Genomic DNA, 21,623 nt, shown 5'->3' with positions numbered 1-21,623 from the left:
GGCCGGCCGTACCGAGAAGGCGGCCGAGCGCTCACGGTGGTGATCATGCGTCTGAGCACATCCCCGGCGTCCGACGAACCCCCCGAGAATCCCGTGTCCCGTGCGCGCCGCACGGCGCCCGCGGGCGGTGCGGCACGCGGCGGCAGCCGGACGCCCACCGGGGATCCGCTGCTCGGCGCCCGGTTCGCCGTTCCTCCGCCGCCGCGGACCCATGTGGTGCGCCGACGCCTGCTGACCCGGCTCACCGAGGGTGTCACCGGGCCGGTGACGCTCGTCAGCGGGCCCGCCGGGACCGGCAAGACCGTGCTGGTGGCCTCCTGGGCCGCCGAGGAGCAGCCGCCCGGTCCGGTGGTGTGGCTCACCACGGAACCGGACAACAACGCCCCGGGGGTGTTCTGGGCCTACACCCTGGAGGCCTTCCGTCACCACAGCGTCACCCTGGGTGACGACATCGGTGTCCCGACGCACGCGGATCATGTCGACCGGTCGTTGCTGACCCGGCTCGCCTGTGCCCTGTCCCGGCTGCCCGAACCGGTGGTGCTGGTCCTCGACGACTTCGACGAGGTGCGTTCCCGGGAGGTGGCGGCGGGTCTGGAGTTCGTGGTGCGCCACGCCGGGCCGCTCTTGCGTCTGGTGCTGGTCAGCCGGCTGGAACCGCTGCTTCCGTTGCACCGGCACCGCGTCGCGGGCCAGCTCACCGAGATCGACGGCGCGGACCTGGCGTTCACGCCGCGCGAGACGGCGCTGCTGCTGCGCCGCCACGGGCTCGATCCGTCGCCGGACAGCGTCCGGACGCTCTCGGCGCGGACCGGGGGCTGGGCCACCGGGCTCCGGTTCTCCGCGCTGTCCCTGCAGCGGGGCGACGCGCCGTACGGCTCCCCCGCGGGGCACGACGCGGTGGCCGACTACCTCACCGCGGAGGTGCTCGCGCCGCAGCCCGCGCCGGTCCGGGACCTGCTGGTGCGCAGCAGTGTGCTGGAGCGGGTGCATCCCGGCCTGGCGGACGAGCTGACGGGCCGGGACGACGCGGCCCGCACCCTGGCGGCGCTGGCCCGGGCCCACGCGTTCGTCGAGGCGGAGACCGGCACGGGGTGGTACCGCTGCCATCCGTTGTTCGCCGAGGTGCTGCGGGCCCGCCTGCGGCTCGCCGACGGGGCGTTGGAGCCGGAGCTGCACCGGCGGGCAGCCCGGTGGCTCGCAGCCGCCGGAGAGCTGGACGCCGCGCTCCCCCACGCGGCGGCGGCCCGGGACTTCGCCTTCGCGGCCGGGTTCCTGGTCGACAACCTCGCGGTCGGCCGTCTGCTGATGGGCGCCGGAGCCGACGAACTCAACGGGCTCCGGCCCGCGGTCGCCCCGGACCCGGACGCGGGGGCCGCCGTCCATCTCGTGGCAGCCGCCTGCGCCCTGGCCCGGGACGACGCCGCCGGCTGCCCGGCCCATCTGGAGCGCGCACGGCGGACGTTGGCCGACGACGACCCGGCGGCCCCGGCGCCGCGGCTCTCCCTGACGCTGCTCGGGCTGCTGGCCGGGAGCGGTACGGCGGACGGGGACGGCTGCGCCGCGGCGGACCGGGCCGCGGCCGAGGTGCGGGACCTGCTGGCGCACCTGCCCGGTCGCTGCGCGGCGGAGCATCCGGAGCTGCCGGCGCTGGCCCGGTACGGCGTGGCGGCCGCCCGGCTGCGCGCCGGCCGGCTCGACGAGGCCGAACACGCCTTCCGGGAACTGCGGGAGTGCTGCACGGACCCGGTCACCCGGCCGCTCCACGATGCGGCACTCGGTGCGGTCGCGCTGATCGAGTCGCTGCGCGGCGCGCTGACCGCGGCCGAGGCACACGCCCAGCAGGCGCTGGCGGCGGGGCGGCGTACCGGCCCCGCGCTGCTGCGCCCGTGGGGAACGGGCCATCTCGCACTGGCCGGTGTCGCCTCTGAGCGCCATGAGCTGCCGGCCGTCAAGCACCATCTGCAGCTCGCCGCCGAGGAGTTCGGCGCTCCGCTCGATCCGGTGGTGCGCACCGAGTGCGCCGTCATCCGCTCCCGCCTCGACCTGGCCACCGGCGACGTCCGGGGGGCTCTCGGCGGCATCGAGGCGGTGGCCGGAGGTCTGCCCCGGGAGGGCACCGATGCGGCAGCGGCTCCCCCGACCTGGCTGGAGGAGCGGGCCGCCGTCGCGCTGTCCGCCGCGCATCTGGCCGCCGGTCATCAGGAACGGGCCGTCGCCGTCCTGGAACCGGGTGCACCGGGTCGCCCCGCGCGCCTCGCGGCGCTCGCCCGGGCCCGGCTGGCGGCGGGCGACACGAGCGGGGCGCGGGAGCTGCTGGCCGCGCTGTCCGACGCGCCGGGCGCGGGTACGGCGGACCGCGTCCGCCTCCGGCTGCTCCAGGCCCGGGTGGCGGAACTGGACGAGGAGCCGCGGACGGCGCGGCGGTTGCTCGGTCAGGCGCTGCGGCTCGCCCGTCCCGAACTGCTGCGGCGGCCCTTCACCGACTCCGGCCCCTGGGTCGGCCGACTGCTCCGGGACGGGGCCGGGACGGCCGAGGAGCACGACTGGCTGGCCGTCGGGGCGGCGGGGGGCGGCGCGCTCCCGGAGGCCGGGAGTGGGCCGGAACCGGTGATCGTGGCGTCGCTCACCGACCGGGAGCGCGAGGTGCTGGCGCAGGTCGCCGGAATGCTGTCGACCGAGGAGATCGCGGCGGAGCTCTGTCTCTCGGTGAACACCGTGAAGACACACCTCAAGAGCATCTACCGCAAGCTGTCCGCCTCCCGGCGCAGCGAGGCGGTCCGGCGGGCCCGGTCACTCGGTCTGCTCTGACGCGCGCCTGCTCCGACGACCCGCACCTGCTCCGACGCGCGGATACCGGGGCGCTTTCCTGGGCGTGCGGCGGCCGGGCCCGCACTGCGCCGGGCCGTCCGGGGTGCCTTGCCGGGGCGCGCGGCGGCCGGGCCGCGCTGCCGGGCAGGCCGGCAGGCGTGCGGAACGCCCCTCACGCCGAGCGGGCCGTGACCCGGCCGGTCCGTACCGCCTCCACCAGCGCCGCATGATCGCGCTCGTTGCGGTCCGCATAGCTCTCGGCGAACCGCACCATGGCCTCGTCGAAGACGGCGCCGCGGCCCAGGTAGGCGGCGATGGCGATCCGGTCCCCGGACCGCGCGTGCGCCCGGGCCAGCGTGGCACCGCTGAGCCGGCCGAACCGCCCCAGCATCTCGGGGGCCATCGAAGCGGGCTCGGCGATGCCCTTCCAGTCCCGCAACTGGCGGACGTAGAAGTCCCGCTGCCGGCCGTCGATGCCCTCGGCGCGCTGCCAGCCGAGGAAGATGTCACTGGCCGACTGCATCAACCGCTGTCCGGCGACGACCCGTTGACCCTGGTTGTCGTAGGCGCTGGCCCCCACATGCGGGGCGAGGACGGACTCGTCGGCCTCCTTGGCCTGGAGCAGCAGCGGGTCCTGGTCGTCCCGGCCGAGCATCAGCACCAGCCAGCACCGGGTGCCGACGCTGCCGACGCCCACCACCTTGCGGGCCACGTCGGCCAGCCGGTACTGCTCCAGCAGGGTGCGGTGGTCGGAGCTGAGGCTGCGGCCGTACCGCTCGATCAGCTCGCGGAGCGCCTGTTCCAGCATCTCCCGCTGCACCTGCGGGAGCAGGTCGGTGAGCGGCACGATCAGGGGCGGGTCGGCGGCGATCCGGCGCTCGCCGTCCACGACGTGGGTGAGCTTCTCGAACGCCTGCAGCGTGTCGTGGGACCGGGCCTTGTCGAGGGCGCGCGCGAGGCGCTTGCGGTGGGCCCGGTCCAGCTGCTCCGCCTGGATCGCCTGGATCTGGTCCATGTCGGCGTGGGCGTACCAGACATCGAGATTTCCCATGTCCGCGAAGAAGCGCATGCGCTCCCGGTAGGAGCCCACGGCGGCCCGGACGATCGCGGCGCGTTCGGCCTCGTCCCAGCCGTTCTCGCGGCAGGCGATGACCAGGCTGGTCGCGAGCCGTTTCACGTCCCACTCCCAGGGGCCGGGCAGTGTCTCGTCGAAGTCGTTGATGTCGAACATCAGGTGCCGCTCGGGGGAGGCCAGCAGCCGGAAGTTCAGCATGTGGGCGTCGCCGCACAGCTGCGTGGTGAAGCCCGACACCGGCGTGTCCGCCAGGTCGGACGCCATGATCGCGGCTGCGCCCCGGTAGAAGCGGAACGGGGATTCCAGCATGCGTCCGTACCGGAGGGGCACCAGCTCCGGCACCCGGGTCGCCGACTGCCGTTCGATGATGTCCACCGGATCCGGGCGGCGCGGCGACGGCTCGAACTCTCCGTGGCTGGATCGGGGCGTGCGACCGCGGGCCGTCTTCCCCTCGTCGGCGCGCTCGCGCGGGGTCCGGAACGGCGCCTGAGTCTGGCTCGGTGGGGCCTGGAGCTGGGACATGGCGGACCTCCTGACGTACCGGCGCGGGCCACGCCCCCGGACGCGCCCGGAGCCGCGGGATCCCGCGGCCCGCCCCGTCCGGTGACCCGGCGAGCCGCCCTGGGAGCGCCACCGGCGGCTCTCCCTCTTCACGGTTCCACACGTCCGCGGGGCGCGCATGCGCACCCGGAACGGGCACCGCGCCGCAGCCGCGTCCGGGCCGCGCAGGGCGACGGACCGGCGGGAGGGGCCCGGGCCGCCGCGGCGCGGACGCCGAGGGCCGCCCGCGGCCGGGGTCAGTCCACCGGCCAGGTGTGGACCGGCGCGTTGAGGTGCATGTACGCGATGTACTGCTCGGTCATCCGGCGCAGCGCCTCATGGTGCCCGACCTGCGAGTTCCGGTCGATCGCGTGGAACATCTCCGCCTGCCAGAGGGCGCCGTTCCGCCCGCTCACGCAGCGCTGCTCGATGATGCCGAGCAGCGGTTCCCGCCACTCCGCGTCCAGCCCGAAGCGTTCCAGGCCGCGGTGGGCCAGCGGCAGCAGACGCCGCAGGACGAGTTCGGTGACCGGCACCTCACCCATGCCGGGCCAGTACAGCCGGGCGTCGATGCCGTGCCGGGCGGCGGTGTGCAGGTTGTCCTCGGCGGCGGAGAAGGACATCCGGGTCCACACCGGCCGGTCCTCCTCGGCCAGGGCGCGCACCAGACCGTAGTAGAAGGCGCCGTTGGCGTTGAGATCCGCCATCGTCGGCCCGGCCGGCAGCACCCGGTTCTCCACCCGCAGATGGGGCCTGCCGTTCACCACGGCGTACACCGGCCGGTTCCACCGGTAGATCGTCCCGTTGTGCAGGGTCAGCTCGGCCAGCTGCGGGATGTCGCCGTTCTCCAGGGTGTCCAGCGGGTCCTCGTCGTCGCAGAGCGGCAGCAGCGCCGGGTAGTAGCGGGCGTTCTCCTCGAACAGGTCGAAGACCGAGGTGATCCAGCGTTCGCCGAACCAGACGCGCGGCCGGACGCCCTGTGCCTTGAGCTCCTCGGCGCGGGTGTCGGTGGCCTGCTCGAAGAGCGGGATACGGGTCTCCCGCCACAGCTCCTTGCCGAAGAGGAACGGCGAGTTGGCACCGAGGGCCACCTGCACCCCCGCGATGAGCTGCGCGGCGTTCCAGTAGTTGGCGAAGTCGTCCGGGCTGACCTGGAGATGGAACTGGGTGCTCGTGCAGGCGGCCTCGGGGGTGATGGTGTCCGCGTAGGTGCGCAGCCGGTCGACGCCCTCGATCGCGATCCGCAGGTCCTCCCCGCGGGCCGCGAAGACCTGTTCGTTGAGGAGCCGGTAGCGCGGGTCCTCGGAGAGCGCGCCCGCACCGACGTTCTGCTGCTCCAGGGTCGGCAGGATGCCGACCATGATCAGATGGACGCCCAGGTCCGCGGCCCGGTCCTCCGCGTGGTTGAGGGCGTCGCGCACCTCCTGCTCCCAGGCGCCGGGGCCGCCGGAGGTCAGCCGGCGGGGCGGAATGTTGACCTCCAGGTTGAACCGGCCGAGCTCGGTGGACCAGGCGGGATCGGCGATCGCCTCCAGGGCCTCGGTGCTGCGCATCGCGGGCTCCGCGGCGCCGTCCACCAGGTTGAGCTCGATCTCCAGGCCGACCTGGGGACGCTCGAACTCGAAGCTCTCGGCCTGGAGCATCGCGGAGAAGGCGTCGAGGCAGCGCTGCACCTTCCGCCGGTACCGGCGTCGGTCGTCGCGGGTGAACACGAGCGCCGGGACATCGCGTCCCATCTGCCCTCCCGGGGTCTCCTCGGCCGTACACCCCCGCACTTCAGCGTCCCACGCCCGGCACACCCCGGCCAGCGACCGCGGACCGGGGCCGGAAGGTGTCACCGACCGTGGACCGGGGAGCACGGTCCGTACGGTGTGCGGCTCTGCCCCGGCGCGCGATCAGCCGGGGCCGGAGGCCGTGCGGCGCGGGGGCAGCCGGTGCAACTCGACGGCGGTGAGCGCGCCCTGGGCGATCTCGGCCGTCAGGTACGTGCAGTACGGCTGGCGTCGGCGGTCGGTGGGGGAACCGGGGTTCAGCAGGCGGAGGCCACCGGCGGCGGTGGTGTCCCAGGGGATGTGGCTGTGGCCGAACACCAGAACGTCGGTCTCGGGGAAGCGTTCGGCGCAGCGCCGCTCGCGCCCCTGCGCCGGTCCGGTCTCGTGCACGACGGCGAACCGCACCCCGTCCAGCTCCGCGCGGGCGACCTCGGGCAGCCGGGCGCGCAGTGCGGGGCCGTCGTTGTTGCCGTACACCCCGATCAGCCGTCGCGCGCGGGTTTCCAGGAGGTCCAGGGTCGCGGTGTCCACCCAGTCCCCGGCGTGGATCACCACATCGGCCCGGGTGATCCGGTCCAGGAGTTCGGCGGGAAGTTCCCGGGCGCGGCGGGGCAGGTGGGTGTCGGCGGTCAGCAGCAGGCGCACGGGGCGACGGTACCTCCGGTCACCGGCCGGCGGCCGCCCCGCGGACGGAGGGTGGCACGGCGCGCCGGGCGGCGCCTCGGGGCGTTCGTGCCGCTCCCCCGGTTGCCGCACGGAGAGCGGGACTCCGGTGGCGCACGGAGAGCGGGACGCCTGTGGCGCACGGACGACGGGACGCCGACACCGCGGGTGCGACGGGCTCCGGCGCCCGCGCGGACGGCGGGACGCGGCCGTGGTGGCCGCGTCCCGCCGTCACGCCGTCCGTCGGCGGCCCGCTCGGTCAGATGCCGCGAACGCGGGCCGCCTGCGGGCCCTTGGGGCCCTGGGTGATGTCGAACTCCACCCGCTGCCCCTCCTCCAGGCTGCGGTAGCCGACCCCTTCGATCTCGGAGAAGTGGACGAACACATCCGCACCGCTCTCGCGCTCGATGAACCCGAAGCCCTTCTCACCGCTGAACCACTTCACTCTGCCCTGTGCCACTTCCGCTCTCCCTGAAGAATGCGAGTCCTGAAAACGCGAGTCCTGAACAGCGCGTGTCCTCGAACAGCACGAGTCGCGCCTGTCCGACGGCCATGGGTAACCGGTCCGCCGGCGACGGAAACTCGAACAGAGGCACGCCGGCGTGCCCGCGGGAGTGACGCGCCGACGGTGGGCGGGCACCGTCGCGGTGCAGGGCCCCAGCGGGAGCCGGCCGGGCGGTGGGCCGATCCGGTGACCCTCCGCCGCGCCCCTGGCGCCGGTGCCCGGGGCGGCGCGAGGATCGTCCGATGAACCCGCCCTCCGGCCGCCCCGCACCCCACCTCGACCCCCGGGACGCCCACGGCGGCCAGGAACAGGAATCGCACCGGGCGGCGGCGGAGTGGCGGCGGCTGCGGGCCGCGGCGCGCAAGGTGGTCGCCGGGCACGCCGAGGACGCGGACGACCTGGCGTTCCTGCTGGAGGCCCTCGATCTGCACCCGGGAACCGACGGGCGGGTGCGCAGGGCGGAGCCCGGTGAGGGGCCGGTGCCGGGCTGCTGACCCTACGGGGCGCGCCGCCCTCCGGGACGCGTGGCCTTCACGGACCGGTCCGGGGCCGATGCCGCTGCCCCGGACCCGCCCCGGGCGGGCGGATGCCGGTCCGCCGCCGTGGCCGTACCTCCGTCGTCCGCTCAGCAGATGCGCGGCAGCTGCTCGCCGAGGGGGACGTCGACCACCCGGGTGCCGCCGAGGCCGGTGGCGGCCACGACCATCCGGGGGTGGTCCTCGACGCACTCGCCGACGATCACCGCTTCCTTTCCGTGCGGATGGGACCGCATGGCCGCCAGCACGGCCTCGGCGTGCTCCCGCGGTACGAAGGCGACGAGCTTGCCTTCGTTGGCCACGTACAGCGGGTCGAGGCCGAGGAACGCGCAGGCGTTGGCCACCGCGTCGGGCACCGGGAGGTTCCGCTCCTGCAGGAGGATCCCGACGCCGGACGCCGTGGCGATCTCGTTGAGGGTGGTGGCCATGCCGCCGCGGGTGGGGTCGCGCAGCACGTGCAGATCACGGCAGGCGCCGAGCATCGTCGCGACGAGCCCGGCGAGAGCGGTGGTGTCGCTCTCGACCTCCACCCCGAACTCCAGGCCCTCCCGGACGCTCATGATGGCGACGCCGTGCGCTCCGATCGCACCGCTCACGATGACCACATCGCCCGGCCGGGCGCGCTGGGGCCGGATGTCCACCCCGTCGGGGATCACCCCGATGCCCGAGGTGTTGATGAAGATCCCGTCCCCGTGTCCGGCCTCGACCACCTTGGTGTCGCCGGTGGCCACGGCCACGCCCGCCTCCTTCGCGGCGGCGCCGAGCGCCTGGGCGACCCGGCCGACTACGGAGATCTCCACGCCCTCCTCGAGGATGAAGCCGCAGGACAGATAGGCGGGCCGGGCACCGCTCATGGCCAGGTCGTTGACGGTGCCGTTGACGGCGAGGTCGCCGATGCTGCCGCCGGGGAAGAACAGCGGGCGCACCACGAACGAGTCCGTGGAGAAGGCCAGCCGTGCTCCGCCGAGGTGCAGCGTCGCCGAGTCGCCGAGTTCGGCGAGTTCCTCGCTGCCGAAGGCCGGGGCGAACAGATGCTCCACGAGCTCCGCCGACAGCGCCCCGCCGCCACCGTGCCCCATGACCACCTTCTCCTGGTCGCGCAGCGGTGCCGGGCAGGTCCAGCCGGAGAAGTCGGGGGCGTCCCCGGCACCCGGTGCGGCGTCCACCGGGGCGATGGCATCGGTCAGTTGCACCACATGCCGGTCGGCCGAATCACCCAACGGAAGTCGCCTCCTCCGTCGCATCGGACGCAGGCGGCTCGGACAGCCTGCGGTAGAGGTAGTACGCGGCGCAGGCGCCCTCGCTGGAGACCATGGTGGCGCCGAGCGGGTTGCGCGGGGTGCACTCCTTGCCGAACGCGGCGCACTCGTGCGGCTTGATCAGCCCCTGGAGCACCTCGCCGCTGCGGCAGACCGTGGACTCCCGGGTGTCGATGCCGGTGACCGCGAACCGGTGCTCGGCGTCGTACTCCCGGTACTTCTCCGACAGCCGCCAGCCGCTGGCGGGGATGGTGCCGATGCCCCGCCAGGCGCGGTCGGTGATCTCGAAGACGTCGTCGAGCATCGCCCGGGCCGCGGGGCTGCCGTCGGGCTGGACGGCGCGGGGGTAGGCGTTCTCCACCGTGTGCTCGCCCGCCTCCAGCTGGTGCACGGCGCGGCGGATGCCCTCGAGGATGTCGAGGGGCTCGAAGCCGGTGACCACGATCGGCACCGCGTGCCGCTCCGCGAGTTCGGGGTACTCCCGGATGCCCATCACCGTGCACACGTGGCCGGCGGCGAGGAACGCCTGCACCCGGCAGTCGGGCGCGTTCATGATGGCGTCGATCGCCGGGGGCACCCGCACGTGGGAGACGAGCAGGCTGAAGTTCTCGATGCCGAGCTTCTTCGCCTGGTAGACGGTCATCGCGTTGGGGGGCGCGGTGGTCTCGAAGCCGATGCCGAAGAACACGACCTGCCGGTCCGGGTTGTCCCGCGCGATCTTCAGGGCGTCCAGCGGCGAGTAGACGACGCGTACGTCGCCGCCCTCGCTCTTCACCTGGAAGAGGTCGCGTTTGCTGCCCGGCACCCGGAGCATGTCGCCGAAGGAGCAGAAGACGACGTCCGGCCGGGACGCGATCTCCAGGGCCTTGTCGATGACGTCCAGCGGGGTCACGCAGACCGGGCATCCGGGGCCGTGGATCAGCGAGATCCCGTCGGGGAGGAGCTGGTCGATGCCGTGCCGGATGATCGAGTGGGTCTGCCCGCCGCACACTTCCATCAGCGACCAGGGCTGCGTGACCGTGGCCCGGATGTCGTCGAAGAGGCGCTTGGCCAGAACGGGGTCGCTGAATTCGTCGAGGTACTTCATGACGGTGCCTCCTTCGACGGGTCGTTGCCGGGGCCGTTGCCGGTACCGGCCGGTCTGCTGGCCCCCGCCTCCTTGGCGGCGCGGCCCCAGGCGTCTCCGAACTCCTCGTCGAGGACGCCGAGGTGTTCGAACAGTTCCAGCGTCTGCCGGGCGGACTCCTCGTCCAGCCGCTGGAGGGCGAAGCCGACATGCACGATGGCGTAGTCACCGATCCGCATGTCGGGCACGTACTCCAGACAGACGTCCTTGACCACGCCGCCGAAGTCGACGCGGGCCATGCGTGTTCCGTCGCGCTCCTCGATCTCCAGCACTCGGCCGGGAACAGCCAGACACATCGCTCCTCCTCAGCTCGTGGCCCACGGACCGGTCGGTCGCGGTTGCTCCGCCGGGGGCCCGGACGCGGTTCGGGCGGCGACCATCACCTGTCCCAGGGCCAGGCCGCCGTCATTGGGGGGCACCTTGTGGTGCCGCAGCACGGTGAATCCGTCGGCGCCCAGCTGCTCGGCGCACGCCGTGGTGAGCACGGCGTTGCAGAAGACCCCACCGGTGAGGGCCACCGTGCTCAGGCCGGTCGCCTGCCGGGCCGCCGCGCAGATCTCGCCGACCAGGCCGGCCACGGCGAGGTGGAACCGGGCGGCGACCTCTCCCGGGCCCGCGCCGGAGCGCAGGTCCCGGACCACGGCGGCGAGCACCGGGGCCGGGTCGGCGAGCAGCGGGCCGCCGGTGCCGTCCCGGACGGCGAACCGGTAGCCGGGGCCGCACTCCGCGGTCCACGCCAGCGCCGCGTTCTCCAACTCCATGGCGGCCTGCGCCTCGTAGTCGACCCGGTGCCGGACGCCGGCCAGCGAGGAGACCGCGTCGAACAGCCGGCCCATGCTGGAGGTGGGGACGCAGTTGAGGTTCCGGTCCAGCTGCCGTCCGAGCAGGCGGAGTTCGCCGGGGCGGCAGGCGGCGGTGCAGGGGAGGTCCTCGTCCCACGGGAGGCCCGCGGCCCGCAGATGGGACAGCGCCATCCGGTAGGGGTTGCGGACGGCCGCGTCGCCGCCGGGAAGCGGGACGTACGCGAGGTGGGCGAAGCGCTCGAAGCCGTCGTAGTCCGCCACCAGCACCTCGCCGCCCCAGACGGCGGCGTCGTCGCCGTAGCCGGTGCCGTCGAAGGCGACGCCGATCACCGGGGCGGATCCGTCCAGGCCGTGCTCGGCCATCGTGGAGGCGACATGGGCGTGGTGGTGCTGCACCCGGCGCAGCGGGCGCCCGGCGGCGGTGCGCCCGGCCCACTGCGCGGACCGGTAGCCGGGGTGCCGGTCGGCGACGGTCACCACCGGGGTGACCGAGGTGAGCGCCCGCAGGTGACCGGTGGCCGCTTCGAACGCGTGCAGGGTCGACAGGTCGTCCATGTCGCCGACGTGCGCGGACAGCCAGGCGTACCGCCCGTCGGCGACGCAGAAGGTGTTCTTCAGGTCGCCGCCCACCGCGAGGACCGGCTCGACGGACACGGGCAGGGCGACGGGGAACGGGGCGTAGCCGCGCGAGCGGCGCACCGGGAGCTCCTCGCCGCCGCACACCCGCACCACCGAGTCGTCGCACGGGACGTGGATGGGGCGGTCGTGGGTGAGCCAGGCGTCGGCCAGCCCGTCGAGCCGGGTCAGTGCCTCGGCGTCGTCGGTGACGATGGGCTCGCCGGACCGGTTTCCGCTGGTCATGACCAGCACCGGGGGCCCTTCGGGGTCGCCCGGCAGTCCCAGCAGCAGCTGGTGCAGCGGGGTGTAGGGCAGCAGGAAGCCCAGGTCGGGGCTGCCAGGGGCGACGGCGTCGGCAACGGCCGGGGTCCCGGCGGCGGGGGTACGGCGGCGGAGCAGGACGACCGGCCGGCGGCGCCCGGTGAGCAGGTCCCGTTCGGCGGGGCCGGCGTGGGCGAGCTGTTCGACGGTGGTCAGGGAGCGGGTCATCACGGCGAACGGCTTGTCACCGCGGTTCTTCCGGCGGCGCAGCGTCGCGACGGCCTCCGGGTCGCCCGCGTCGCAGGCCAGGTGGTAGCCGCCGAGGCCCTTGACGGCGACGACGGCGCCGGAGGCGAGCAACCGGCGGGCCTCGGCGAGCGCGGCCTCGCCGGTGAGGCCGTCCTCGGCGGGGACGCGCGTCTCGCCGGTCACGTTCCGCGCGCTCCGGGCCCCGTCCGGGCCGGGGGTCGTTCGGCCGGTGCCGGGCCGGCCGGCGCGGACGAGCCGCAGCCGGGGGCCGCAGGCGTTGCAGGCGACGGGCTGCGCGTGGAAGCGGCGGTCGGCCGGATCCTCGTACTCCCGGGCGCAGTCGGCGCACATCGGGAAGCGGGCCATCGTCGTCCGCGCCCGGTCGTAGGGCAGCCCGGTGACGACGGTGAACCGCGGCCCGCAGTGGGTGCAGGTGATGAAGGGGTGCCGGTACCGCCGGTCCGCCGGGTCCATGAGTTCGCGGAGGCAGTCGGCGCAGGTGGCCACGTCCGGGGAGACCAGGGTGCGGCCCGCGCCGTCCTCGGAGGTGTGGATGGCGAAGCCGGTGCCGCCCCGGCCGGGCACCACCTCGTGGGTGACGGACTCGACGACCGCCAGCGGCGGTGCCTGGGAGGCGACGCGGGTGCAGAACGCGGCCACGTCGGCGGGGGCCCCCTCCACCTCGGTCAGCACGCCCTCCGGGGTGTTGGTGACATAGCCGCTGAGGCCGAGTTCACCGGCGAGCGCGTACACGAAGGGGCGGAAGCCCACGCCCTGGACCACTCCGCGCACGGCGATCCGGCGGCGCTCGCGGAGCCGCGCGTCGCCGACGGGGGCGGATGGGGCGATCGGACGCGTCATGAAGTCCTCCGGTCGCGGCTAGCCGGGCAGGCCCGCCGGATGGTGGTGGTCCTCGTGTCCATCGTGCGCGCCGTGTCCATCGTGCGCGCCGTGGTCGTGCCGGTGCATGTGCTGCTGATGCGTCCGTGCGAGAGACGGCTGGTGCACCGGGGCGCCGTCCGCGGCGGCGAGGACGGCGTCGAGCAGGGCGTCGGCCCCCGTCGTGGTACGGGCGGAGGTCAACAGGACCGGCACACCGGGGTTGACCTGCTGCACATGGCGCAGGAACGCCGCCTCGTCGAAGTCGACGGCCTCGGCGATGTCGGTCTTGGTGATGATCACGAGGTTGGCGAGCCCGAAGGCCGTGGGGTACTTGAGCGGCTTGTCCTCGCCCTCGGTGACCGAGCCGAGGACGAGCCGCAGGGTCTCCCCGAGGTCGTAGGAGGCGGGGCAGACGAGGTTGCCGACGTTCTCGACGAACAGCAGGCGGGTGCCGTCCGGGAGCCAGCCGTCCAGGTGGCGGCGGAGCATGCCCGCCTCCAGGTGGCAGAGGCCGTCGGTGAGCACCTGCTTGACCGGCGCGCCCGCGGCGGCCAGCCGTCGGGCGTCGTTCTCGGTGGCCAGGTCCGCGGTGACGGCGGCGGCGGGGACGCCCCGGCGGACAGCGCCGGCGAGGAGCAGTTCCAGCAGGGCGGTCTTGCCGCTGCCCGGGCTGGAGAGCAGATTCACCTCGGCGACGCCCCGGTCCGCCAGGTGCCGGCGCAGGTCCACGGCGTGCTCGTCGTTGCGAGCGAGTACGGCCTGGTGCAGGTCAACGGTGCGGCACATGGGCTGCCTCCTCGGGGGTGCCGTCGTCGGGCTGGGGGCCGGCGGCGTGGGATGCGCCGGTTCCGGGTGGGCCGGTCGGTACTTCGGGGTCGGGGCCGGCACCGGCGGTGGTCTCGTCACCGAAGCCGGAGGTGTCGTCGTAGCCGCCGGTGTCACCGAGGTCGCCGGTACCACCGGCGTCGTCGAGGCTGCCGGAGTCACCGAGACTGCCGGTGTCGTCGAGGTCGTGGAACACGACGTCCCCGATGTCCAGTTCGCGTCCGGTGAGCAGTTCCGTCAGCGGCTGGCCGCAGGCCGGGCACCACAGGGCAGGGGGCACCCCGACCGCGGTCTCCCGCTCGCAGACCGGGCACCGGGCCCGTGCCGGGACCGTCTCCGTGATCAGTTCCGCGCCCTCCAGCAGGGTGCCGTCGGAGGCGAGGTCGAAGGAGAAGGCCAGGGCGTCGGGCACCACGCCCGAGAGTTCGCCGATCCGGACGCGCAGCGAACCGACGCGCCGGGCGCCGTGGGCGCGGGCGGCCTCCTCGACCTGTGCGACGACGGCCAGGGCGATGGACAGCTCATGCACGCTCCGTCACCTCCCCGCTCGCCGGTCCCGTGGCGGATCACTACCGTGGACGAAGGAGCCCCCTCCGCAGCGGTGGGACCTTCCCGGCAGGAGACCTGAACCATGACCGTTCACGGCTCGGAGCGGCGCGGGCTGATCGTCCCCGTCCTCCTGCTGCTGCTGGCCGAGCGGCCGGACCACGGCTACGAGCTGCTGCAGCGGCTGCGGGCGTTCGGCTGGTCGGACTGCGACTCGGCCGGTGTCTACCGGGTGCTGCGCGGCATGGAGAAGGACGGCATGCTCGCCTCCTCGTGGCGTGCCTCGGAGACCGGCCCGGCCCGGCGCCGGTACGAGATCACTCCGCAGGGGGCCATGGAGCTGGCGCTCTGGTTCCTGCGGCTCGGTGAACTGCACGAGACCCTCCATGTCTTCCTGGAGCGGTACGCCCAGCTGCCCACGGCCGTCCCGGCCCGGGGCACGGGTGTTCCGGGGACCGGCCGCCGGGCGACACGGCGCTAGAGCCTGTCCTCCCGCGGCCCGTCCGGGGACACACACCGCTCCCGGCCCGCGCACCGAATCCCGCGCCGGTCCCCGGCCACGCACGGTCGGCGGCGTGACCGAAGGCGGGCGGGCAGCCGTCGTCACCGCGTCACATCCTGCGGATCCGCAGGTAGCGCCGGAGGTCCGGCAGGGTCCTCGCCATCACGTAGGCCGCGCCCAGTGCCGTCGCGGCGGCCGCGGCGCCCATCCATATCCGTTCCATTCCGGTCTCCTTCGTGGGAGGTGGGGCGGGAAACCTCGTCGCCGGGGCCGGGATACGGCCGTCCGGCGACCTCCAGGGCCAGGTCGGCCGCGTGGTCGACGGCGGCCTCCACCGGTTCGCTGAGTCCGATTCCCTCGTCGGTGCACTGCGGTTCGCAGGCCACCACCAGGACCTGTCCGGGCACCGATCCCCCGGCCCCGGCGCTCAGTTCCCGTACGAGGGCGAGCACGGTGGCGGGGTCCATGCCGTGGCCGTCGAGACCGCCCGGGGCACCGGCGTCCGGTGCCGGGGCCAGCGTCTGGGCGGTGGCGTCGATCAGGGAGACGGTGCCCGGCTCGGCGCCGTGCGGTGCGGCGTCCACCAGCACCAGCCGGGTGTAGCCGTCGAGCAGCCGGTACGCCAGATGGACGCCCCGGATGCCGACGTCCATCAGGTCGGCTCCGGCGGGCAGTGGCCGGCCGGTGAGTCGGCGGACGGTCTCGACACCGAAGCCGTCGTCGCTCAGGAAGACATTGCCCACCCCGGCGATCAGGGTGCGCCCGTCCGTGGGGCGGGCGGCCGAGGGCCGCGGGGCGGTGGTCATGGCCGCTCCCCGGGTCCGTCCGCCGCACCGGGCGGCGCGTCGTCCAGCGGCTCGACCTCGTCGGTCTTGAAGTAGAGGAAGCGTCCCTGGTCCCGGCGTACGTCGGCGCCGGGGTCCCCGTCCACCACCACGGCGATGTGGACCTCGCCGTCGACGTCGCCCAGCACCGCCTCGACCGTCGCGGACCGGCCGCTGAGGAACATGTCCTGCGCGTCGGTGTGCCGCAGCCCGGGGTGCAGCAGCACCCGGCTGCCCGCCCGGACGGCCCGGCCGGACACCATGACGGCGTCCCGGGCGGGGTCGGCTCCGGGGTCGTTCCCGGGGTCCCACCAGGGCAGTCCGGGCCCGGTCGGCAGGCCGGGAGGGGAGGATGGGCGGGGTGTCCCGGCGGGACCCGCGTCGGTGCTCCCGCGGGAGCGGCGTCCCCCGTCGGTGTCCTCGTCACGGCCCCGGGGGCCGGTGGCGTCCCCGCCCTCGTCGGTGACCTCGTGCAGCCCCCGGACCGCGCCGTGCAGCCGCTCCAGCACCGCGGCCGGCATGCCGTCCACCAGGTCGATGACGTCCGCGGCCCGGTCGTCCGTACCGCGTGCCTCGCGCTTCTCCCGGTCGGTGAGGGCCGCGGTGCGCAGCGAGAGGATCTCGTCGATCTCGGTCGCGTCGTACAGGGCGCCGGGGCTCTCCTCGGCGATCCGGGGGTGGTCCTCCAGGATGATCGGGGAGGACAGCAGGACGTCGTCGCGGCCGCCGGCCCCGGCCGGTACCGGCCAGGTGTGCTCGTTGCGGCAGGCCCCGGCGGCCGGACGGGCCCACTCGGGCGGATCCGCCATCGACAGGAACCGCCCGCCGGGCAGCCCGAGCAGCAGATGGGCGGCGACCGCGCTGTGCGGCAGCGCGGCGTCCCGGCCGGCGTCACCGCCGGGCGTCCACGGCGCGGTGTTGCGCACCTCCGCGATCAGCCGCAGCGCGCCGTAGGGGCCGGGGACGGGTTCGGTGGCGAGCCGGATCTCGCCGTGCAGTTCCCGCAGCTCGCGCACCATGCGGCCGAGCGTCCGGCCGCGGTCGTCCCGGACCGGTTCGTACCCGACGGAACCGGGCCGGTGGAACGTCTCGGTGCGGCCTCCGCCGGCCAGTTCGGCGAGCGGCACGGAACAGGCGATCTCCACGGTCACGCCCTCGTCCCAGGGGACGACGACCCGGTCGGGCAGTTCCAGCTCCGGCACGCCGGTGAAGGTCCGGCCGTCGGCGCCGAGGCGTTCGACCGTGCGGCGGCGCACCCGGAGGAAGCGGAGTTCCACCAGGAGCCGGTCGGCGGACTTGGGCTCGAACAGGCAGTCGGTGCGCTGTCCGGAGTGCTCCCCCGCGGCCTCGCCCCAGCCCGGGGGCACGAGCACCCCGAACTGCCAGCGCATCCGGTTCTTCCCGGCCGACGCCCGGTAGGGGTAGAGGACATAGCCCTCGAACAGCACGGCGTCGGCCACGGTGCGGGCGGCGGTGAACCCCTCGGTGACCCGGGTGACCGCCTCCGGGGTGGCGTCGGTGGTCATGGCGCCCATCCCTCTCCGGCCCGGTCCGGGCCGCCGACCTGCGCGGTTCCCTCCCCGGTCGGGCCTGCTCCGGACGGTCCCGGCGCGCTGCTCAGCAGCTCCTCGACGACGCGTTCCCAGGACGGCAGCGCGCGGGCGGAGCGGTACTGCTGCAGGGCGTCCAGGCAGTCCCGGCGCAGCCGCAGCCATCCGGAGTTCGGGAAGTACTGTTCGATCATCTGCTGCCACACCCGGACGGGCAGCCGGAACTGGGTCTCCTTGTGCCAGGGGATCGGCTCGGCCCGGAATCCCTGGTCGCCGCTGAACACGGTGCCCGAGAAGAGCAGCAGCAGCGGCGCCTCTCCCCCGGCCAGCGCCCGGAAGTACTTGGCGGACGCCACTTCCATGTCGTAGGTGCAGGCCACGGGCAGGTCCGTCTCCGTCGAGCCGGTGAACCCGGGGACGGTGAGGGAGGCGTGGGCGAACTGCAGCGGCTTGAGCGTGGTGCCCCAGCGCCCGGGCTCACCGAAGAGATCGCCGAGCAGCTCCGCCTCGCCCGGTTCGTAGCGGCGGCGCACCGGCTCGATGCGCATCTGGCAGCGGAGGGCTATGGCGTGCACCCGCAGGCCCTCGGTCTCCTCGATGCGGAGCCGGAACAGCAGCGTCGGACCGGCCCCGTACGGCTCGGGGCGGACGTCGGTGCAGCTGAAGGTCAGGTCGGCCATGAGCCGCCCCCTTCGTCGGCCGGGGGGTTCGCCGCCTCGTACGGCCGCGCCCGGTCGCGCACCCGCTCGAAGAAGTCGGCCAGGTCGGCGCGGGCCTCGGCGCCGCCGTCGAACCCCTGCCAGTGCAGCCGCATGCGTCCCACCAGCTCGTAACAGACGTCCACGGGCACCAGATGGCACTCCCCCGGCCCGCCCGGTTCGCGGTGGACCAGCAGGGCTTCGACATCGGGCCGGAGCGCGGCGGCCAGCCGGCTGTCGCCGAGCACGGCCCGCCAGGTCTCCGGATCGAGTTCGCTCTCGGTGGCACCGGCGGGGCTGGGATAGAAGGCGACGAGCCGGTCGAGTTCGGAGTTGCGGAAGAAGAACGCGAGGCCGACCGGGATCTGCAGTCGGTTCCAGTCGGCGTCGTCCAGGGTGAACCCCGGGTCGGACAGATACCGGTCGGGAACGGCGCGGAACCGTCCGCCTCCGGCTCCGGGGCGGGTGAACAGCAGGTGGCAGGCGGTGCAGCAGCACTTCAGCGCGCGCCGCTGGGTGTCGACGAGGTGCCGGTGCTCCTCGGCCAGGGGTTCGTTGCACAGTTCGCAGCGCTCCTGGCCCGGTTCGGGCCGCCGGGTGAAGCGACGCAGGCCGGGGAGCGCGGCGGCGGAGTTGCGCGACGGGCTCCCCGCCGTCGGGCCCGCGGCACCGCCCGGCGGACGTGCGGTGTCACTCCGCGACTGCATGGTCCGGCGCACGGGGGGCGCGGGACTGCCCGGCGCCTGCGCGGTGCCGTCCCTCGGCTGCCCGGAGTCGCCCACATGGCGCGCGGTGCCCGGACCCGGTCGGGCCGTCATGATCCCGCTCCGGCCGGCACACCCGGCAGCGCGACGCGGACCCCGTCGTCCTCCTCCAGCAGGGGGACCGGCTCCAGGTGCCCCCGGCTGCCGCGGCCCGCCCGGTGGACGTCGTACTCCGCGGCGCACTGGGCGCAGCGCAGCCGTTCGCCGTCCAGGGCGCCGTCGTGGAGGGTTGCGGCGCACACCGGGCAGTGGTCGCGGTAGGCGTAGAGGCCGGAGGCGAGCCGGACGAGGAACAGCGGCACTCCGGCGGCCCGGTGCACGGTGCTCCCGCCGACGGCGAGCCGCGGGAGACCGTCCAGCGTGAGCCAGTCGGCCGCGCCCCCGCGGTCGGCGGGGACCGCCGCGGCGGGAGGCGGCGGCCCGGCGGGGTCCGGGGGCCGGGACCCGATCTGGAGCAGGGCGGGCTCGCCCGGCTGCTCCTCCTCGACGCCCTCGACCTCCACACCGGCGACCTCCGGTGCGGCCCGTCCCACCGCCCCCTCGATCGTCCAGCGGACGGTCTGGGCCGAGGACGGGCAGCCGTCGCAGCTGCCGCGCAGCCGCAGCCGCAGGATCCCGGTGCCGGGATCCAGTCCGGTGATCTCCACATCCCCGGCGTGGGAGCCCAGGTAGGGGCGCACCTCGTCGAGTGCGCGCTCCACCCGGGTCATGGTGTCGTCGGGGTGCAGATCGTGCAGGACGAGCAGCCCGCAGACGAGTTCGTCACGGGTCAGGACGTCGACGGGGGGCGTGCCCGGGTCCGCCGACTCCAGCAGTTCCACGATCCGGGAGAGGCCCTGTCCGTAGAACTCCACGAGCGCGCGGACGAGTTCGTCGGCGGTGTCGCGCGCCTCCGGGCCGGCGGTCCGGTCGAGGGCCTCGAGGAGTTCCTCGATCCGCCGGCCGGCCTGCTCCTGTTCCTTCGCTGCCGCACTCATGCCGCACCTCCTGCCGGTCGCCGGCCGGAGCGCCCCGGTTCAGCCGGCCAGTCCGCTCAGGCCGCTGGGCGCGTGGGTCTGCCGGAGGGTCCTGCCGCTGCCGAGGTACATGTGCACCCCGCAGGGCAGGCAGGGGTCGAAGCTGCGCACCGCGCGCATGATGTCGATGCCCTTGAAGTTCTCCACGGGGTTCTCTTCGAAGATGGGGGTGTTCTGCACGGCGTCCTCGTAGGGGCCGGGGGTGCCGTAGGTGTCGCGGACGCTGGCGTTCCACGGGGTCGGCGGGTAGGGGTGGTAGTTCGCGATCTTCCCGTCCCGGATCACCATGTGGTGCGACAGCACGCCGCGCACCGCCTCGGTGAAGCCGACGCCGATGGACTCGTCGGGCACCTCGAAGCTCTCCCAGGTCTGGGTGTGGCCGGACCTGACCTCGGCCATGGCCTGCTCGACGAAGTGCAGGGCGGCGGCCGCCGTGTAGGCCTGGAAGTAGGTGCGGGCCCGGTTGCGCTCGATGGCGTTGCTCCAGCGCGGGATCTTCCACTCGAAGGTGGTCTCCGGCCGGGTCATGGTCCGCGGCAGGTTGATCTTCACACTGTGCCCGGTGGCCTGGACGTAGCCGCCGATGTCGACCAGCCCGTTGAGCGCCGTGGACCACAGTCGGGCGATGGGACCGCCGCCGGTGTCCAGGGCCAGGTGCTCGGTGCCGTTGAACCAGCGCGGCGACATGACCCAGCTGTAGTTGCCGTCGAAGTCCCGCTTCTGCGGCACCGGGATGGTGTGCTGGTTCCACGGGTGGCGGATGTCGACGGGGTTGCCCAGCGGGTCGCGCTCGACGAACTTCTCCTGGCCCGCCCAGTCCTCGTAGTAGGAGGAGCCCAGCAGGATGCGGATGCCGAGGTTGATGTCCACCAGGTCGTTGGTGACGAGTTCGCCGTCCACGACGATGCCGGGGGTGACGAACATCCGGCGGCCCCACTCGCTCATGTTGCGGTAGGTGAAGTCGCAGTACTCGGGGTCGTTGAGGGCGCCCCAGCAGTTCAGCAGCACCCGGCGGCGGCCGACCTCCTCGTATCCGGGCAGCGCCTCGTAGAAGAAGTCGAACAGGTCGTCGTGGAGCGGTACGACCCGCTTCATGAACTCCACGTACCGCATGAGGCGGGTGAGGTAGTCGGTGAACAGCTGGATGGTCGCGACCGTACCGACGCCGCCGGGGTAGAGCGTCGACGGGTGCACGTGCCGGCCCTCCATCAGGCAGAACATCTCCCGGGTCATCCGGCTGACCTGGAGTGCCTCGCGGTAGAACTCGCCCTCGAGGGGGTTCAGCGAGCGCATGATGTCGGCGATGGTGCGGTAGCCGTGTTCGGCGGCGTGCGGGGCCTCGGTGCGCTCGGCCTGTTCGAGCACGCCCGGGTTGGTCTCCCGGACCATCTTTTCGCAGTAGTCGACCCCGACCAGGTTCTCCTGGAAGATGTTGTGGTCGAACATGTACTCGGCGGCCTCGCCGAGGTTGATGATCCACTCGCCGAGGTGCGGCGGTGCCACACCGTAGGCCATGTTCTGGGTGTAGACCGAGCAGGTGGCGTGGTTGTCCCCGCAGATGCCGCAGATGCGGCTGGTGATGAAGTGCGCGTCCCGAGGGTCCTTGCCCTTCATGAAGACGCTGTAGCCGCGGAAGACGGACGAGGTGCTGTAGCACTCGGCCACCCGCTTCTGCTTGAAGTCGACCTTGGCGTGGATGCCGAGGCTGCCGACGATGCGTGTGATCGGGTCCCACGACATCTCGAGCAGGCCGCTGCCGTCCGCCGCTTTCTTCGTCTTCGGTGCCATGGCTTCGGCCACC

The 21,623-nt window shown here is 74.0% G+C and carries 18 protein-coding genes and 1 pseudogene; 3 read left to right on the top strand and 16 right to left on the bottom strand.

Going from position 1 to position 21,623, the window contains the following annotated elements; translation table 11 throughout:
- Window positions 1-45: 45 nt before the first annotated feature.
- Complete coding sequence (locus tag AC3EQ1_RS13555; protein WP_432094566.1) at window positions 46-2,808, top strand: winged helix-turn-helix domain-containing protein; 2,763 nt, start codon at window positions 46-48, stop codon at window positions 2,806-2,808.
- A 172-nt stretch (window positions 2,809-2,980) separates the two neighbouring features.
- On the opposite strand, the gene AC3EQ1_RS13550 is transcribed toward AC3EQ1_RS13555, so the two are convergent.
- The 4 genes from AC3EQ1_RS13550 to AC3EQ1_RS13535 form a co-directional block, all read right to left on the bottom strand.
- A complete protein-coding gene (locus AC3EQ1_RS13550; protein ID WP_432094565.1) occupies window positions 2,981-4,405 on the bottom strand; it encodes a DUF2252 domain-containing protein in 1,425 nt (474 codons plus the stop codon).
- A 275-nt stretch (window positions 4,406-4,680) separates the two neighbouring features.
- Entirely contained in the window at window positions 4,681-6,159 is a 1,479-nt protein-coding gene (locus tag AC3EQ1_RS13545) for a glutamate-cysteine ligase family protein (RefSeq protein WP_432094564.1), read from the bottom strand.
- A gap of 159 nt (window positions 6,160-6,318) precedes the next feature.
- Entirely contained in the window at window positions 6,319-6,840 is a 522-nt protein-coding gene (locus AC3EQ1_RS13540; protein WP_432094563.1) for a metallophosphoesterase family protein, read from the bottom strand.
- Between the two features lie 277 nt (window positions 6,841-7,117).
- On the bottom strand, window positions 7,118-7,318 hold the full coding sequence (locus AC3EQ1_RS13535; protein ID WP_388852372.1) for a cold-shock protein: 201 nt from the start codon (window positions 7,316-7,318) through the stop codon (window positions 7,118-7,120).
- A gap of 287 nt (window positions 7,319-7,605) precedes the next feature.
- On the opposite strand from AC3EQ1_RS13535, the gene AC3EQ1_RS13530 reads away from it, so the two are divergent.
- Window positions 7,606-7,857 (top strand): hypothetical protein, encoded by a 252-nt coding sequence (locus AC3EQ1_RS13530; RefSeq protein WP_432094562.1) that lies wholly within the window; start codon window positions 7,606-7,608, stop codon window positions 7,855-7,857.
- 131 nt (window positions 7,858-7,988) lie between these two features.
- Here AC3EQ1_RS13530 and hypE read toward each other — a convergent pair whose 3' ends face one another.
- The 6 genes and pseudogenes from hypE to hypA form a co-directional block, all read right to left on the bottom strand.
- Complete coding sequence (gene hypE, locus AC3EQ1_RS13525) at window positions 7,989-8,978, bottom strand: hydrogenase expression/formation protein HypE (RefSeq protein ID WP_432094590.1); 990 nt, start codon at window positions 8,976-8,978, stop codon at window positions 7,989-7,991.
- A gap of 133 nt (window positions 8,979-9,111) precedes the next feature.
- Window positions 9,112-10,245 (bottom strand): hydrogenase formation protein HypD, encoded by a 1,134-nt coding sequence (gene hypD, locus AC3EQ1_RS13520; protein WP_432094561.1) that lies wholly within the window; start codon window positions 10,243-10,245, stop codon window positions 9,112-9,114.
- Window positions 10,242-10,580, bottom strand: coding sequence for a HypC/HybG/HupF family hydrogenase formation chaperone (locus tag AC3EQ1_RS13515; RefSeq protein WP_432094560.1), 339 nt, complete (start codon window positions 10,578-10,580; stop codon window positions 10,242-10,244). Before AC3EQ1_RS13515 ends, hypD begins: the two co-directional genes overlap by 4 nt.
- A gap of 9 nt (window positions 10,581-10,589) precedes the next feature.
- Complete coding sequence (hypF, locus tag AC3EQ1_RS13510; protein WP_432094559.1) at window positions 10,590-13,076, bottom strand: carbamoyltransferase HypF; 2,487 nt, start codon at window positions 13,074-13,076, stop codon at window positions 10,590-10,592.
- A gap of 18 nt (window positions 13,077-13,094) precedes the next feature.
- The gene (gene hypB / locus AC3EQ1_RS13505; RefSeq protein ID WP_432094558.1) at window positions 13,095-13,883 is read right to left on the bottom strand and encodes a hydrogenase nickel incorporation protein HypB; all 789 of its coding nucleotides are present in this window, start codon (window positions 13,881-13,883) and stop codon (window positions 13,095-13,097) included.
- A gap of 223 nt (window positions 13,884-14,106) precedes the next feature.
- A pseudogene (gene hypA / locus AC3EQ1_RS13500) lies at window positions 14,107-14,451 on the bottom strand (hydrogenase maturation nickel metallochaperone HypA); the annotation flags it as partial.
- Between the two features lie 102 nt (window positions 14,452-14,553).
- Here hypA and AC3EQ1_RS13495 point away from each other — a divergent pair.
- Window positions 14,554-14,949: a helix-turn-helix transcriptional regulator gene (locus AC3EQ1_RS13495; protein WP_432094557.1), complete on the top strand. Its 396-nt coding sequence runs from the start codon at window positions 14,554-14,556 to the stop codon at window positions 14,947-14,949.
- Between the two features lie 122 nt (window positions 14,950-15,071).
- Here the strand turns inward: AC3EQ1_RS13495 and AC3EQ1_RS13490 are convergent, their stop codons facing one another.
- The 6 genes from AC3EQ1_RS13490 to AC3EQ1_RS13465 form a co-directional block, all read right to left on the bottom strand.
- Window positions 15,072-15,776 (bottom strand): hydrogenase maturation protease, encoded by a 705-nt coding sequence (locus tag AC3EQ1_RS13490; RefSeq protein ID WP_432094556.1) that lies wholly within the window; start codon window positions 15,774-15,776, stop codon window positions 15,072-15,074.
- The gene (locus tag AC3EQ1_RS13485; protein WP_432094555.1) at window positions 15,773-17,320 is read right to left on the bottom strand and encodes a hypothetical protein; all 1,548 of its coding nucleotides are present in this window, start codon (window positions 17,318-17,320) and stop codon (window positions 15,773-15,775) included. Before AC3EQ1_RS13485 ends, AC3EQ1_RS13490 begins: the two co-directional genes overlap by 4 nt.
- Window positions 17,317-18,024 (bottom strand): DUF6084 family protein, encoded by a 708-nt coding sequence (locus AC3EQ1_RS13480; protein ID WP_432094554.1) that lies wholly within the window; start codon window positions 18,022-18,024, stop codon window positions 17,317-17,319. The genes AC3EQ1_RS13485 and AC3EQ1_RS13480 overlap by 4 nt, the downstream gene beginning before the upstream one ends.
- Window positions 18,012-18,653, bottom strand: a complete 642-nt coding sequence (locus AC3EQ1_RS13475) for a DUF5947 family protein (protein ID WP_432094589.1) — start codon at window positions 18,651-18,653, stop codon at window positions 18,012-18,014. Before AC3EQ1_RS13475 ends, AC3EQ1_RS13480 begins: the two co-directional genes overlap by 13 nt.
- 203 nt (window positions 18,654-18,856) lie before the next feature.
- Complete coding sequence (locus tag AC3EQ1_RS13470; protein WP_432094553.1) at window positions 18,857-19,783, bottom strand: NifU family protein; 927 nt, start codon at window positions 19,781-19,783, stop codon at window positions 18,857-18,859.
- Window positions 19,784-19,822: 39 nt separating this feature from the next.
- A complete protein-coding gene (locus tag AC3EQ1_RS13465; RefSeq protein ID WP_432094552.1) occupies window positions 19,823-21,610 on the bottom strand; it encodes a nickel-dependent hydrogenase large subunit in 1,788 nt (595 codons plus the stop codon).
- Window positions 21,611-21,623 lie beyond the last annotated feature (13 nt).

It is taken from the genome of Streptomyces sp. bgisy100 (assembly GCF_057709105.1).
This window is presented reverse-complemented; position numbering and strand designations above follow the sequence as displayed.

Coding starts and splice junctions, on each gene's coding strand:
- AC3EQ1_RS13555 (WP_432094566.1), top strand. CDS start 46: ATGCGTCTGAGCACATCCCCGGCGTCCGACGAACCCCCCGAGAATCCC.
- AC3EQ1_RS13550 (WP_432094565.1), bottom strand. CDS start 4,405: ATGTCCCAGCTCCAGGCCCCACCGAGCCAGACTCAGGCGCCGTTCCGG.
- AC3EQ1_RS13545 (WP_432094564.1), bottom strand. CDS start 6,159: ATGGGACGCGATGTCCCGGCGCTCGTGTTCACCCGCGACGACCGACGC.
- AC3EQ1_RS13530 (WP_432094562.1), top strand. CDS start 7,606: ATGAACCCGCCCTCCGGCCGCCCCGCACCCCACCTCGACCCCCGGGAC.
- hypE (WP_432094590.1), bottom strand. CDS start 8,978: ATGGGGCACGGTGGCGGCGGGGCGCTGTCGGCGGAGCTCGTGGAGCAT.
- hypD (WP_432094561.1), bottom strand. CDS start 10,245: ATGAAGTACCTCGACGAATTCAGCGACCCCGTTCTGGCCAAGCGCCTC.
- AC3EQ1_RS13515 (WP_432094560.1), bottom strand. CDS start 10,580: ATGTGTCTGGCTGTTCCCGGCCGAGTGCTGGAGATCGAGGAGCGCGAC.
- hypF (WP_432094559.1), bottom strand. CDS start 13,076: ATGACGCGTCCGATCGCCCCATCCGCCCCCGTCGGCGACGCGCGGCTC.
- hypB (WP_432094558.1), bottom strand. CDS start 13,883: ATGTGCCGCACCGTTGACCTGCACCAGGCCGTACTCGCTCGCAACGAC.
- AC3EQ1_RS13495 (WP_432094557.1), top strand. CDS start 14,554: ATGACCGTTCACGGCTCGGAGCGGCGCGGGCTGATCGTCCCCGTCCTC.
- AC3EQ1_RS13490 (WP_432094556.1), bottom strand. CDS start 15,776: ATGACCACCGCCCCGCGGCCCTCGGCCGCCCGCCCCACGGACGGGCGC.
- AC3EQ1_RS13485 (WP_432094555.1), bottom strand. CDS start 17,320: ATGACCACCGACGCCACCCCGGAGGCGGTCACCCGGGTCACCGAGGGG.
- AC3EQ1_RS13480 (WP_432094554.1), bottom strand. CDS start 18,024: ATGGCCGACCTGACCTTCAGCTGCACCGACGTCCGCCCCGAGCCGTAC.
- AC3EQ1_RS13470 (WP_432094553.1), bottom strand. CDS start 19,783: ATGAGTGCGGCAGCGAAGGAACAGGAGCAGGCCGGCCGGCGGATCGAG.
- AC3EQ1_RS13465 (WP_432094552.1), bottom strand. CDS start 21,610: ATGGCACCGAAGACGAAGAAAGCGGCGGACGGCAGCGGCCTGCTCGAG.